This window comes from Pseudomonas sp. Kh14 (assembly GCF_900291005.1).
GTDB classification, from domain to species: Bacteria; Pseudomonadota; Gammaproteobacteria; order Pseudomonadales; family Pseudomonadaceae; genus Aquipseudomonas; species Aquipseudomonas alloputida.
This window is the reverse complement of record NZ_OLKJ01000038.1, coordinates 663,972-677,499: the sequence shown is the minus strand read 5'-3', so window position 1 is coordinate 677,499 and position 13,528 is coordinate 663,972. Positions and strand designations below refer to the sequence as shown.

At 61.7% G+C, this 13,528-nt stretch carries 11 protein-coding genes; 7 read left to right on the top strand and 4 right to left on the bottom strand.

Features of this window, described 5'->3' with window-relative positions; all coding sequences use genetic code 11:
• Positions 1-26: 26 nt before the first annotated feature.
• Positions 27-671 (bottom strand): DedA family protein, encoded by a 645-nt coding sequence (locus tag FQ668_RS25495; protein ID WP_178095729.1) that lies wholly within the window; start codon positions 669-671, stop codon positions 27-29.
• 213 nt (positions 672-884) lie between these two features.
• Here FQ668_RS25495 and ppk1 point away from each other — a divergent pair, with 213 nt between their 5' ends.
• Positions 885-3,128 (top strand): polyphosphate kinase 1, encoded by a 2,244-nt coding sequence (gene ppk1 / locus FQ668_RS25490; RefSeq protein WP_053867774.1) that lies wholly within the window; start codon positions 885-887, stop codon positions 3,126-3,128.
• On the opposite strand, the gene ppx is transcribed toward ppk1, so the two are convergent.
• Positions 3,115-4,617, bottom strand: coding sequence for an exopolyphosphatase (ppx, locus tag FQ668_RS25485; protein ID WP_019437344.1), 1,503 nt, complete (start codon positions 4,615-4,617; stop codon positions 3,115-3,117). The two genes, ppk1 and ppx, sit on opposite strands and share 14 nt — an antisense overlap.
• A gap of 253 nt (positions 4,618-4,870) precedes the next feature.
• On the opposite strand from ppx, the gene trxA reads away from it, so the two are divergent.
• The 5 genes from trxA (at position 4,871) to FQ668_RS25460 (ending at position 10,226) form a co-directional block, all read left to right on the top strand.
• A complete protein-coding gene (trxA, locus tag FQ668_RS25480) occupies positions 4,871-5,200 on the top strand; it encodes a thioredoxin TrxA (protein ID WP_003253660.1) in 330 nt (109 codons plus the stop codon).
• Positions 5,201-5,427: 227 nt separating this feature from the next.
• Positions 5,428-6,687, top strand: a complete 1,260-nt coding sequence (rho, locus tag FQ668_RS25475; RefSeq protein ID WP_003253661.1) for a transcription termination factor Rho — start codon at positions 5,428-5,430, stop codon at positions 6,685-6,687.
• 207 nt (positions 6,688-6,894) lie between these two features.
• On the top strand, positions 6,895-8,361 hold the full coding sequence (gene ubiD, locus FQ668_RS25470; protein ID WP_053867775.1) for a 4-hydroxy-3-polyprenylbenzoate decarboxylase: 1,467 nt from the start codon (positions 6,895-6,897) through the stop codon (positions 8,359-8,361).
• Complete coding sequence (locus FQ668_RS25465; protein WP_014592804.1) at positions 8,361-9,329, top strand: CDP-6-deoxy-delta-3,4-glucoseen reductase; 969 nt, start codon at positions 8,361-8,363, stop codon at positions 9,327-9,329. The genes ubiD and FQ668_RS25465 overlap by 1 nt, the downstream gene beginning before the upstream one ends.
• A gap of 246 nt (positions 9,330-9,575) precedes the next feature.
• Entirely contained in the window at positions 9,576-10,226 is a 651-nt protein-coding gene (locus FQ668_RS25460) for a gamma-glutamylcyclotransferase (protein ID WP_012054059.1), read from the top strand.
• Positions 10,227-10,391: 165 nt separating this feature from the next.
• On the opposite strand, the gene FQ668_RS25455 is transcribed toward FQ668_RS25460, so the two are convergent.
• Positions 10,392-11,369 (bottom strand): NADPH:quinone oxidoreductase family protein, encoded by a 978-nt coding sequence (locus FQ668_RS25455; protein ID WP_053867776.1) that lies wholly within the window; start codon positions 11,367-11,369, stop codon positions 10,392-10,394.
• 157 nt (positions 11,370-11,526) lie between these two features.
• On the opposite strand from FQ668_RS25455, the gene FQ668_RS25450 reads away from it, so the two are divergent.
• Entirely contained in the window at positions 11,527-11,931 is a 405-nt protein-coding gene (locus FQ668_RS25450; protein ID WP_014592802.1) for a flagellar basal body-associated protein FliL, read from the top strand.
• A gap of 483 nt (positions 11,932-12,414) precedes the next feature.
• Here the strand turns inward: FQ668_RS25450 and FQ668_RS25440 are convergent, their stop codons facing one another.
• Positions 12,415-13,527 carry an ABC transporter permease gene (locus FQ668_RS25440; protein WP_053867777.1) on the bottom strand — a complete coding sequence of 371 codons (1,113 nt, stop codon included), beginning with the start codon at positions 13,525-13,527 and terminating at the stop codon, positions 12,415-12,417.
• Position 13,528 lies beyond the last annotated feature (1 nt).

The window sequence follows — 13,528 nt, the reverse complement described above, 5'->3', positions numbered from 1 at the left end:
CATTATACCTGGCCGGCGCCTTGGGCTTAGCGGTGGTCGCGCCGCTGGCCTGGCTTCTGCTCGTGGCCTACAGCCTGCTCAGCCTTTGGGGGCTGGGCCTGGCTCGCCGCCCTGCGCTCTGCGCGCAGAGTACGGAAGCGCCGGCGCAGCCACAGCAGGCCGCCCAGCGCCACCAGGCCGCCAAGCACCCATAGCTCGTAACGCTTGACGTTGCCCAGCAAGCCTTCGAGGATGGCGCCGAAGTGGTAGGCGGCGGCGCCCAGGGCCACTGCCCAGACGCCCGCGCCTATCCCGTTCAACAGCAGGTAACGGCGTGGCGGGTAACCCGACAGGCCGATGGCCACCGGCATGACCGTGCGCAAACCATAGACAAAGCGGAAGCTCAGCACCCAGATATCGGGGTGGCGGCGGATGTGGTCCAGCGCCCGGTCACCCATTGCCTGCCAGCGCGGCTTGCGCGCCAGGATCCTGCGCCCGTGGCGTCGGCCCATGAAGTACCACAACTGGTCGCCCGCGTAGCTACCGAAGAAGGCCACCAGGCATACCAGATTGATATCCATGTAACCGCGGAACGCAAGGAATCCCGCAAGCACCAGAATGGTCTCGCCTTCAAAGAAGGTGCCTAGAAAAAGGGCGAAGTAGCCGAAATCCTGCAGGAATTGTTGAAGCATTTTCTGAGGTGCTGGCGAAATGAACGCGCAGCCTACCCCTTCGCGCGCGTTCGTGAAAGTGTCCAAATGTGTCTCGACGTGAACATTTCCAGCGCAGACAATGCCAGAGGCCACTTGCCACGGCTTGCCGATGTGTGTAACACGGGCGTCATAATGAGCGCTTATCTTGCCGCTCAATAGATGATAGGGCGTTAACGTCCTCAGGAACGCCAGATGAATAATGAAGTGCTAAGCCCTGTCGCGATCAAGGATGCTCAGGAGCTTCCAGAAGAGATGCTACAGACCCCGCCAGACCTGCCTCCGGTGGCCGAGCCTGTAGCGGAACAGGTGGTCGAACCTGTGGCTCCGGTGCCCGCGCCGTCCCCGGCCATCGCCGTCCCTGGCCTGGACGACAGCAGCCTGTACATTCATCGCGAACTCTCGCAACTGCAGTTCAATATCCGGGTGCTGGAGCAGGCACTGGACGAGAACTACCCGCTGCTGGAACGCCTCAAGTTCCTGTTGATCTTCTCCAGCAACCTCGACGAGTTCTTTGAGATTCGCGTCGCCGGCCTGAAGAAGCAGATCAACTTCGCCCGTGAACAGGCCGGCGCCGATGGCCTGCAGCCGCACCAGGCGCTGGCGCGCATCAGCGAACTGGTGCACATCGAGGTGGATCGTCAGTATGCGATCCTCAACGACGTGCTGCTGCCTGAGCTGGAAAAGCACCAGATCCGCTTCATCCGCCGCCGCTACTGGACACCCAAGCTCAAGACCTGGGTACGCCGCTACTTCCGCGACGAAATTGCCCCGATCATTACCCCGATTGGCCTCGACCCGACTCACCCGTTCCCGCTGCTGGTGAACAAGAGCCTCAACTTCATAGTCGAGCTCGAGGGGGTGGACGCCTTCGGTCGCGACTCGGGTCTGGCGATCATCCCGGCACCACGCCTGTTGCCGCGGGTTATTCGCGTGCCGGAAGAGGTGGGCGGCCCGGGTGCAAACTACGTGTTCCTGTCGTCGATGATCCACGCGCATGCCGACGACCTGTTCCAGGGCATGAAGGTGAAGGGCTGCTATCAGTTCCGTCTGACGCGCAACGCCGACCTGGCGCTGGACTCTGAAGAGGTCGACGACCTGGCCCGCGCGCTGCGCGGCGAGCTGTTCTCGCGCCGCTACGGTGACGCCGTGCGCCTGGAGGTGGCCGACACCTGCCCGAAACACCTGTCGGACTACCTGTTGAAGCAGTTCAGCCTCAGCGAAAGCGAGCTGTACCAGGTCAATGGCCCGGTCAACCTCACCCGCCTGTTCAGCATCACCGGCCTGGACAGCCACCCGGAACTGCAATACACGCCGTTCACCCCGGCGATCCCCAAGCTGCTGGCGAACGCTGACAACATTTTCAGTGTGATCAGCAAGCAGGACATCCTGCTGATGCACCCGTTCGAGTCTTTCACGCCAGTGGTCGACCTGTTGCGCCAGGCCGCCAAGGACCCGCACGTGCTCGCCGTGCGCCAGACCCTGTACCGCTCGGGGGCTAACTCGGAAATCGTCGACGCCCTGGTGGACGCGGCGCGTAACGGCAAGGAGGTCACTGCGGTGATCGAGTTGCGTGCGCGTTTTGACGAAGAGTCCAACCTGCAGATGGCCAGCCGCCTGCAAGCGGCTGGTGCGGTAGTGATCTACGGTGTGGTTGGCTTCAAGACCCACGCCAAGATGATGCTGATTCTGCGCCGCGAGCAGGGCGAGATCGTGCGTTACGCGCACCTGGGTACCGGTAACTACCACGCCGGCAACGCCCGCCTGTACACCGACTACAGCCTGCTGACTTCTGACGATGCGCTCACCGAAGACGTCGGCAAGCTGTTCAGCCAGCTGATCGGCATGGGCAAGACCCTGCGCATGAAGAAGCTGCTGCATGCGCCGTTCACCCTGAAAAAGGGCATGCTCGACATGATCGCGCGGGAAACCCAGTTTGCCCTCGAAGGCAAGCCGGCGCACATCATCGCCAAGTTCAACTCGCTGACCGACGCCAAAGTCATCAAGGCGCTGTACAAGGCCAGCCAGTCGGGCGTGAAAATCGACTTGGTGGTGCGTGGCATGTGCTGCCTGCGCCCGGGCATTCCGGGGGTTTCGCACAACATCCAGGTGCGCTCGATCATTGGCCGCTTCCTCGAGCACACGCGGGTGTTCTACTTCCTCAATGGCGGCGAAGAGCAGATCTACCTGTCTAGCGCCGACTGGATGGAGCGCAACCTCGACAAGCGTGTCGAGACCTGCTTCCCGGTGGAAGGCAAGAAACTGTTGCTGCGGGTGAAGAAGGAGCTGGAAGGCTACCTGACCGACAATACCCACGCCTGGACCTTGCAGCCCGACGGGCGCTACGTGCGCAGCACCCCGACCGGCAACCAGAACCCGCGCAGCGTTCAGGCGACCCTGCTGGAGCGCCTGAGCAACCCGGTCCTCAACGTACGCTGAGGACGAAGCCGACCCGGGCCAGCCACTCCGCCTCGTTGGCGAAGTCAGCCTGGGTCAGCTGATTCTGCTCCAGCCAACCTTCAGGGAAGGCTACATCCAGGCTGTTGTCCCCGCCGTGCAGTTCTACCGTTGGCATCTGCTGGGTGCCGCGGATGTGGTGGAACAGGATGGCGAAGCGCAGCAACACGCACAGGCGCAGCAGCTTGACCCCTTCATCACCCAGTTCGGCGTAACGGTCCTTGGGAATGTTGCGGCGGTGGCCACGCACCAGCAGGGCCATCATCTGCTGATCTTCCCGGGAAAAGCCTGCCAGGTCCGAGTGCTCGATCAGATAGGCGCCGTGCTTGTGGTAGTGATAATGGGCAATGTCCAGCCCGATTTCGTGAACTTTAGCGGCCCAGCCCAGTAGATCGCGCCAGTTTCCGTCTTTCAGGTCCCAGGCATCGGCCACCTGGTCGAATGCGTGCAACGCCTTGCGCTCGACGCGCGCAGCCTGGCCCTGGTCCACGTGATAGCGCTCCATCAGCGAGTTCAGGGTGCGTTCGCGCACATCTTCGTGGTGGTGACGGCCGAGCAGATCGAACAGCACACCTTCGCGCAGGGCGCCGTCGCAGTGATCCATACGGTGCAATTCAAGGGCATCGAAGATGGCTTCGAGAATCGCCAAGCCCGCCGGGAAGATAGTGCGGCGGTCCGGCTTGACGCCGTCGAAGTCGATCTTGTCGACTTCGCCCAGCTTGAACAGCTTGCGTTTGACCCAGGCCAGGCCTTCGGCGTTGACCTCGCCATTGCCCAGGCCGCCGGCCTTGATGGCCGCGCCGATGGCGCGAATGGTGCCGGATGAGCCGATGGCCTCATCCCAGGTCAGGCGGTGCAGGGCATTTTCGATGCTCATCAGTTCCAGGCGCGCGGCAGTGTAGGCCTGGGCATAGCGGGCCGGGGTGATCTTGCCGTCGCGGAAATAGCGCTGGGTAAAGCTCACGCAACCCATCTGCAGGCTTTCGCGCAGCAGCGGCTCGAAGCGCTGGCCAATGATGAATTCGGTACTGCCGCCGCCGATGTCGGCCACCAGGCGCTTGCCGGGTGTGTCGGCCAGGGTGTGCGACACGCCCAGGTAGATCAGGCGCGCCTCTTCACGGCCGGAGATGACCTCCACCGGGTGGCCGAGGATGGCTTCGGCGCGCTGGATGAATTCGTTACGGTTGCGCGCTTCGCGCAAGGCGTTGGTGCCGACGATGCGCACGGAGCCTGCCGGCATGCCGTTGATCAGCTGGGAAAAGCGCTTGAGGCAATCCAGGCCTCTTTCCATTGCCTCTTCACTGAGCATGCGCTCTTCGTCGATGCCTGCGGCCAGTTGAACCTTCTCGCCGAGCCGCTCAAGGATGCGGATTTCGGTATGGTGGGCCTTGGCCACGACCATGTGAAAACTGTTGGAGCCAAGGTCGATGGCGGCGATCAGGGACAGGTTCTTCGCGATGGTATGCGGCATGATCTGGTTGTTCTCGGTCGTTAACCTGGCAATCGTGCCACGATAGCAGGCTATCGCCAACGCGTGACACTCAGCCGTTGTACTGGCCTTGATGCAAGGCAATGTGCCATTCGATTCTATGACGGCCATATGACAGTTTCGATTCGCGGCGTCTTGCGCAACTATAGTTACACTCAATCGTCCGTGGCTTCCTGTCCGGCGTAGGTGCGGCTATCATGGGCCACGTTTTTTGCTTACGACCCTGGAGATATCCATGAGCAGCGATCTGATCAAACATGTCACCGACGCCTCCTTCGAAGCCGATGTCCTGAAGGCCGAAGGCGCGGTACTGGTCGACTACTGGGCTGAATGGTGCGGTCCATGCAAGATGATCGCTCCGGTTCTGGACGACATCGCTTCCACCTACGAGGGCAAACTGACCGTCGCCAAGCTGAACATCGACGAGAACCAGGAAACCCCGGCCAAGCACGGTGTGCGTGGTATCCCGACGCTGATGCTGTTCAAGAACGGCAACGTCGAAGCCACCAAGGTTGGTGCACTGTCCAAATCGCAGCTGGCCGCATTCCTCGACGCCCACCTGTGATGTGAATAGGCCCCGCAAATGCGGGGCTTTTCTTTTTCAGAGCACTAGACGCAGAAAAAAGCAAGTGTTACATTCGGCCTCGCACTGCTTTTCCAGTGCCCTCTACATGCCGTCGCCGAAGCATCCCTAATTCGAATCAGTACGCGATCCTGTCGCCATCCAGCGGCGCGGCCTCATTAAGCCAGAAGCTTAATTCTCCCTTCTTACATGATTACGTCATTCCCCTTATGAACCTGACTGAACTCAAGCAAAAGCCGATTACCGATCTTTTGGAAATGGCCGAACAGATGGGCATCGAAAACATGGCCCGTTCGCGCAAACAGGACGTGATTTTCGCCCTGCTGAAGAAGCATGCGAAAAGCGGCGAAGAGATCTCGGGTGACGGCGTGCTGGAGATTCTCCAGGATGGTTTCGGTTTCCTGCGTTCGGCTGATGCGTCCTACCTGGCCGGCCCAGACGACATCTATGTCTCGCCCAGCCAGATCCGCCGTTTCAACCTGCGTACCGGCGACACCATCGTCGGCAAGATCCGCCCACCGAAGGAAGGGGAGCGTTACTTCGCCCTGCTGAAGGTCGATACCATCAACTTCGACCGCCCGGAAAACGCGAAGAACAAGATCCTGTTCGAAAACCTGACGCCGCTGTTCCCGAACAAGCGCCTGAAGATGGAGGCCGGTAACGGCTCCACCGAAGACTTGACCGGTCGCGTCATCGACCTTTGCGCCCCGATCGGCAAAGGCCAGCGCGGCCTGATCGTTGCCCCGCCGAAAGCCGGTAAGACGATCATGCTGCAGAACATTGCGGCCAATATTACCCGCAACAACCCCGAGTGCCACCTGATCGTCCTGCTGATCGACGAGCGCCCGGAAGAAGTGACCGAAATGCAGCGCACCGTGCGTGGCGAAGTGGTTGCTTCCACCTTCGACGAGCCGCCAACCCGCCACGTGCAGGTTGCCGAGATGGTGATCGAGAAGGCCAAGCGCCTGGTCGAGCACAAGAAAGATGTGGTTATCCTGCTGGACTCGATCACTCGACTGGCACGTGCCTACAACACCGTGATCCCGAGCTCCGGCAAGGTGCTGACCGGTGGTGTCGACGCCCACGCCCTCGAGAAGCCCAAGCGCTTCTTCGGTGCTGCGCGTAACATCGAGGAAGGCGGTTCGCTGACCATTATCGCCACTGCGCTGGTTGAAACCGGCTCGAAGATGGACGAAGTGATCTACGAAGAGTTCAAGGGCACCGGCAACATGGAGCTGCCGTTGGACCGCCGCATTGCTGAGAAGCGTGTGTTCCCGGCCATCAACATCAACCGCTCCGGCACCCGCCGCGAAGAGTTGCTGACCGCTGACGACGAGCTGCAGCGTATGTGGATTCTGCGCAAGCTGCTGCACCCGATGGACGAAATCGCTGCCATCGAGTTCCTGGTCGACAAGCTCAAGCAGACCAAGACCAACGATGAGTTCTTCCTGTCGATGAAGCGCAAGTAAGCGAGCGTTTCAGGCTGGATTGATTGGGGCCGCCTTGCGGCCCTTCGCGGGCAAGCCCGCTCCTGCACAGGTCATTGCGGCCCTTGTAGGAGCGGGCTTGCCCGCGAAGGGATGCATAGCGGCCCCAATGCATTTTCACCCCCAAACAAGGCCCGAACGGCGCTACACTCTGCACCCCGACCGATACGGCCAACACGAGGCTCCTGCATGCAGTATCGCGACTTGCGCGACTTCATCCGTGGCCTGGAACAGCGCGGCGAGCTCAAGCGCATCCAGGTACCGATCTCCCCCGTCCTGGAAATGACCGAGGTCTGCGACCGCACCCTGCGCGCCAAGGGCCCGGCATTGCTGTTCGAAAAGCCCACCGGCTTCGATATCCCCGTGCTGGGCAACCTGTTCGGTACCCCGGAGCGGGTGGCCATGGGCATGGGCGCCGAGTCGGTCAGCGAACTACGGGAAATCGGCAAGCTACTGGCCTTCCTCAAGGAGCCCGAGCCGCCCAAGGGCCTGAAGGACGCCTGGTCGAAGCTGCCGATCTTCAAGAAGGTCGTGTCGATGGCGCCAAAAGTGGTCAAGGACGCGGTGTGCCAGGAAGTGTTGGTCGAGGGTGACGATGTCGACCTTGGCACGCTGCCGATTCAGCACTGCTGGCCTGGCGACGTGGCGCCGCTGATTACCTGGGGCCTCACAGTGACCCGGGGCCCGAACAAGGACCGCCAGAACCTGGGCATCTACCGCCAGCAGGTGATCGGCCGCAACAAGGTGATCATGCGCTGGCTCAGCCACCGTGGCGGCGCCCTCGACTACCGAGAGTGGTGCGAGAAGAACCCCGGCCAGCCGTTTCCGGTCGCCGTGGCCCTGGGCGCTGACCCGGCGACCATTCTCGGCGCCGTGACCCCGGTCCCGGACACCCTCTCCGAGTACGCCTTCGCCGGCCTGCTGCGGGGCAATCGCACCGAGCTGGTCAAGTGCCGTGGCAGCAACCTGCAGGTACCGGCAACCGCCGAGATCATTCTGGAAGGGGTGATCCACCCGGGCGAAATGGCCCCGGAAGGCCCGTACGGCGATCACACGGGCTACTACAACGAAGTGGACAGTTTCCCGGTGTTCACTGTCGAGCGCATCACCCACCGGCAAAAACCGATCTACCACAGCACCTACACCGGCCGGCCGCCAGATGAGCCGGCCATTCTCGGCGTGGCGCTGAACGAAGTCTTCGTGCCGATCCTGCAGAAGCAGTTCCCGGAAATCACCGACTTCTACCTGCCGCCGGAAGGCTGCTCGTACCGCATGGCGGTGGTGACCATGAAGAAACAGTACCCCGGCCACGCCAAGCGCGTAATGCTGGGTGTGTGGTCGTTCCTGCGACAGTTCATGTACACCAAGTTCGTTATTGTCACCGATGACGATATCAACGCTCGTGACTGGAACGATGTGATCTGGGCCATTACCACGCGCATGGACCCCAAGCGTGATACGGTAATGATTGACAACACTCCGATCGACTACCTGGACTTTGCGTCACCGGTGTCGGGGCTGGGTTCGAAGATGGGCCTGGACGCTACTCACAAGTGGCCGGGCGAGACTACACGCGAATGGGGCCGGGTCATCGTCAAGGATGAGGCCGTCACCCGCCGTATCGATGAGCTGTGGGATCAGTTGGGAATAGATTGATGCAGGTAACGTTGCAGCCGTCCGGGGCGGTGCTGGCGCTTGAACCCGGGGAAAGGATCCTGGATGGAGCACGGCGGCTGGGCTATGACTGCCCAAACAGCTGCCGCAATGGCAATTGCCATGTTTGCGCCGCGTTGTTGGTTGAAGGGCGGGTTCGCCAGGATGGCGAAGTCCGCGACCATGGCGAGTTGTTCACCTGCATTGCCGAACCGCTGGAGGACTGCGTGTTGCTCTGGGACGGTGTGCTTGCCTTGGGCGAACTGCCAGTGCGCAAGCTGGCGTGCAGCGTCAGTGAGTGCGTCGACGTCGGCGGCGACGTCTGGCGGGTGCGCCTGCGTGCGCCTGCCGGCAAGCCTCTGCGCTACCACGCGGGGCAATACCTGATGATCGAACGTGAGGGCGGCAAGCAGGCAGCCTTCTCGCTGGCGTCCGCGCCACATGCCGGGCGTGAACTGGAGCTGCATGTGCTGGCGCGTGAGCCCAGTGCGGTGCAACTGATCGACCAGCTCAGGCGAAATGGCCTGGCGCGCATCGAAATGCCGTTTGGCGACACCCATCTGGCCGAGCTGCCTGACGGGCCGCTGGTGCTGATTGCCGCTGGCACCGGCATGGGCCAGATGCACAGCCTGGTCGAGCACTGCCGGGCTCAGGGCTTCAAGCACCCGGTACACCTGTACTGGGGGGTGCGCCGGCCGGAGGATTTCTATCAGATCGAACACTGGGACGAATGGCAGCGCCTGCCTAACCTGTTCCTGCATCAAGTGGTCAGCGACCTGTGCGGCTGGGAAGGTCGCTGCGGCATGCTGCATGAAGCGGTCTGCGAAGACATTGCCGACCTCAATAGCGTGCATGTGTATGCCAGCGGCTCACCGAACATGATCTATGCCACGCTCGACGCCCTGGTCGAAGCCGGTATGGATGCGCACCGCATGCGTGCCGATGTGTTTGCCTACGCGCCGCGCGGTTAATAACCGAAGTTTGAAAGTGTCGGTATAAGGCGGTAATTGTTACCGCCTTGGCCAATAACTTTCACCGCTGCTGAAACAGTACTTCCCAATCGTCGGAGCCGCGTATGAAACGCGTGCTCAAAGGCTTGAGTATTCCTGCAATTCTGGCCTATGGTTACTGCAAGCGCCCTTGGTACAGCGGCCTGGGGCCGCAGCGTAATCGAATCTCGCTACATCCGTAGTTCACAGGAATAATGGCGGCAGCTTATGTCGGCACTTGAAAGTATGTCTTGGGAAGTTTCATACCCTCCGGCACTCGATTTCGGTCAGCAACATACTCGCGAACAGTTGTTCAGCTCCATGAAAACAACCATGTCCAGGCACCAGGGCGGGCCGGTGTGGCTGTTTGCCTATGGCTCGTTGATCTGGCGCCCGGAGTGCAATTCGGTGGAGCGCCAGCGCGCGCGGGTACATGGCTATCACCGTGGCTTGTACCTGTGGTCGCATGAACATCGCGGTACCCCGGAAACGCCCGGCCTGGTGTTTGGCCTGGACCGCGGTGGTTCCTGCAGCGGCTTTGCCTACCGGCTGGATGAACGCAACCTTGACGACTCACTGATGGCCTTGTGGCAACGCGAGATGCCCTATCCGGCCTACCGGCCGCACTGGCTCAACTGCCGCCTGGGCGATGGTAGCAAGGTGCAGGCCTTGGGCTTTGTACTGGAGCGGCATCTGCCGTGCTATGCCGGCAACTTGCCGGATACCTTGCTCAGCCAGATCCTGGCCAGTGCCAAGGGGCGTTATGGCACCACGCGGGACTATGTCGAGCAGACCTTGAATGCACTGCGCAGTCACCAGATGCCCGATCGCAACCTGGAAGCGCGATTCAGGCGTTGCCACAATCTGCGCGAAGTCTGAGCAACCTGTTCCGGCCTCTTCGCGGGTAAACCCTGTAGGAGCGGGTTTACCCGCGAATACGGTGTTGGCGACAACGGTGAACGGCGGGTGGAATTGGCCGGCAGGCCCGCCCCTTTCGCGGGTAAACCCGCTCCTACAGGCGACCGCGCAGAGGCCCGTACTGCCTTACCTGGCCAGCACCACCAACTTACCCACAGCCTGCCGTTGCCCCAGCTTCTCGATAGCAGCCCCGGCTTCTGCCAGTGGATAAGTCTGCGACACCAGCGGCTTCAACTTGCCCTCGGCATGCCAGGCAAACAGCTGGTGGAAGTTGGCTGCGTTGTCCTCCGGCTGGCGCTGGGCAAATGCCCCCCAGAACACGCCCAGTACCGCCGCGCCCTTGAGCAGCACCAGGTTGGCCGCCAGTTGTGGAATGCTGCCGCTGGCAAAACCCACCACCAAGAGCCTGCCATTCCAGGCCAGCCCGCGCACCGCTTGTTCGAACAGCTCGCCACCGACCGGGTCATAGATCACGTCCACGCCCTGGCCGCCGGTCAGGCGTTTGATTTCTTCGCGCAGGTTGGCCTGGCTGTAGTCGATCAGCTCATCCGCCCCGGCAGCCTTGGCCACGGCCAGTTTCTCGGCACTGCTGGCCGCCGCGATCACCCGCGCGCCCATGGCCTTGCCGATCTCCACCGCCGCCAGGCCCACCCCGCCGGAAGCGCCCAGTACCAGCAGGGTCTCGCCGGCTTGCAACTGGCCACGCTGGCGCAGGGCGTGCATCGAGGTACCGTAGGTCATGCCGAAGGCCGCAGCGGTGGTGAAGTCCATGCTTACCGGGATCGGCAGAACGTTATAGAACGGCACCGCCACTTGCTCGGCGAACGCACCCCAGCCGGTGAGCGCCATGACCCGGTCACCTACCTTGAACGCGCCGGCCTTTTCGCCGACGGCGGCCACCACGCCCGCTGCCTCGCCACCTGGAGAGAACGGCAGCGGTGGCTGGAACTGGTACTTGCCTTCGATGATCAAGGTGTCGGGAAAGTTGACCCCGGCAGCCTGCACGTCCAGCAGGATCTCGTTCTTCTTCGGCAGTGGGCTGGCCACTTCTTCCAGCACCAGGTTACGCGCCGGACCCAGGGTTTTGCACAACACAGCTTTCATCGGGGCTATTCCTTTGCGGGTAGTGGCCGATAAGTGTAGGAGGGCCGCTTGGCAGGTCAACGAGCATGGCCCGCCCTGATGGGCCGGCATAAGCCCGGGCTTGGGTTTGAGCGGTGTGCTGGGTAAGCTGGCGCCAACTGTATTGAGGAGCGAATTCGTGAAAGCGTGGATCATGATGGTGCTGGCGCTGCTGCTGCCGGCTGCGGCCATGGCCGAGGAAGCCAAGGAAGGGGTGCCCAAGGTCGCCTACATCAGTCTGAGCCCGCCCTTCGTTGGCAACTATGCGCTCGACGGCAGCCCGCGGCTGCGCGTGTACAAGGCTGACGTGGCCCTGCGCGTGACGGGCGACGAAGCGGCCAAGACGGTGAAGCACCACGAACCGCTGATCCGTAACCAGCTGGTGGCACTGTTCACCCAGCAGACGGTGGACAGCATGAGCAACGTCGAGGCCAAGGAGCATCTTCGCCAAGAGGCGCTGAAACAGGTGCAGCAGGTGCTGGAGGCGGAAGAGGGCAAGCCGATCGTTGAAGACTTGCTGTTCAACAACCTGATTGTGCAGTGACCTGAAACAGTGTGAGGTCCATCACTGGTAAGTCGGATTGAATCCAGGCTTACCCCGTGTGTAGGACCCTTCTGTCTTTCCTGTAAGCCATGCTGGGCCAAGTGCGACATGATCTACACGGTGGCTACCTCCAGATTGGACAGATGTCGGGTCAAATCGCGGCAAGGAAGTGGTCGGGAATACATGACCTTTAAAATGCGGCCAGAGCATTTCGCCGCCGTGAGGGCTGCAGTTGGCTTTACGCTGGGTTTCACACATCCAGCAACAGAGCGGTCTGTTGTCAATGTTACGCTCGATGCGTGATAATCAGCCTGTTCCCGCAAGGGGCTTGTAAGACTCTGAGGATCCTGGTTCGACCAGCAATTACAGAGCCGGGCAGGTATATGGCGATGACAAGTCGACCTGTCTGTGAGTAGGGCGCCGAAAGGCGCCCTTTGTCTTTGTGCCAGTTTTCCAATTTTCGGCGGACGCTCGCGCATGCCTTCAAGACGCCAGGCTCCGACGAAACCGTACCAGCGCCACGCTGAAGAACACCAGGCCGATCAGGCCCAGCGCCAGGATATCCGGCCATACCACCGCCCACCCGGCATCCCGGAACAGGATTGCGGCACTCAGGCTGACAAAGTGCGTTGAGGGTGACCCTTGCATCACCCACTGCAGCCACTGCGGCATACTGTCCAGAGGTGTGCTGCCGCCGGACAGCAACAGCATCGGGATGATCACCGGGATCGCCAGCAGGCCGAACTGCGGCGTCGAGCGCGCCAGGGTGGCGAGGAAAATACCCAGCGATGTACTGGCGAACAGGTACAGCGCGGTCACGGCCAGGAACAGCCCCATCGAGCCAGACAGCGGCACGCCCAGTGCACCTTTGACGACTACCACCAACGAAATCCAGGTGCAGATCACCACCACCAGCGCGTTGCTGCCGATCTTGGCCAGCATGATCTCCAGCGCGGTCAGCGGCAGCACCAACAGGTGGTCGAGGGTGCCGTGCTCACGCTCACGCAGCAGCGCGGTGCCAGTGAGGATGATCGCCAGGATGGTGATGTTGTTGACGATCTGGATCACAGCCAGAAACCAGCCCCCCTCCAGGTTGGGGTTGAACAGCGCCTTGGGGTTGATCAGCACCGGGCTTTGCACGTTGCCACGTTGGCTGTAGTCGAGCAGCTCACGCTCGAAGATGCGGCCGATGTAGCCGGCGCCCATGAACGCTTGGCTCATGGCCGTGGCATCGACGTTGATCTGCAGCTCCGGCGAGCGCCCGGCCAGCAGGTCGCTCTGGAAGTTCACCGGTACGTTGATGACGAAGGTGTACTGGCCGCTGTCCATGGCCTGGTCCAGGCGGTCCGGGGGCAGCGGCACGGCTGGCTGGAACTCGGGCGGTTGCAGGGCTTCGCTGAGCTTGCGCGAGAGCAGGCTATGGTCTTCATCCACCACCGCCACGCTGGCGTTGTGTACGCCGATCACCGAGCCGGCTGCCGGCATGTAGATCGCCACGCTGAAGGCATATAGCAGGAACAGCAGCAGGACGCTGTCATGGCGCAGGCTGGTCAGTTCTTTCAGGCCCACGCGCAGGGTGTGGTTCAGGCGCGACATG

What these genes read in the sequence shown, in the direction of transcription:
- ppk1 (WP_053867774.1), top strand. Translation starts at nt 885, where the DNA reads ATGAATAATGAAGTGCTAAGCCCTGTCGCGATCAAGGATGCTCAGGAG.
- rho (WP_003253661.1), top strand. Translation starts at nt 5,428, where the DNA reads ATGAACCTGACTGAACTCAAGCAAAAGCCGATTACCGATCTTTTGGAA.
- FQ668_RS25465 (WP_014592804.1), top strand. Translation starts at nt 8,361, where the DNA reads ATGCAGGTAACGTTGCAGCCGTCCGGGGCGGTGCTGGCGCTTGAACCC.
- FQ668_RS25460 (WP_012054059.1), top strand. Translation starts at nt 9,576, where the DNA reads ATGTCGGCACTTGAAAGTATGTCTTGGGAAGTTTCATACCCTCCGGCA.
- FQ668_RS25455 (WP_053867776.1), bottom strand. Translation starts at nt 11,369, where the DNA reads ATGAAAGCTGTGTTGTGCAAAACCCTGGGTCCGGCGCGTAACCTGGTG.
- FQ668_RS25495 (WP_178095729.1), bottom strand. Translation starts at nt 671, where the DNA reads ATGCTTCAACAATTCCTGCAGGATTTCGGCTACTTCGCCCTTTTTCTA.
- ubiD (WP_053867775.1), top strand. Translation starts at nt 6,895, where the DNA reads ATGCAGTATCGCGACTTGCGCGACTTCATCCGTGGCCTGGAACAGCGC.
- FQ668_RS25440 (WP_053867777.1), bottom strand. Translation starts at nt 13,527, where the DNA reads ATGTCGCGCCTGAACCACACCCTGCGCGTGGGCCTGAAAGAACTGACC.
- trxA (WP_003253660.1), top strand. Translation starts at nt 4,871, where the DNA reads ATGAGCAGCGATCTGATCAAACATGTCACCGACGCCTCCTTCGAAGCC.
- ppx (WP_019437344.1), bottom strand. Translation starts at nt 4,617, where the DNA reads ATGCCGCATACCATCGCGAAGAACCTGTCCCTGATCGCCGCCATCGAC.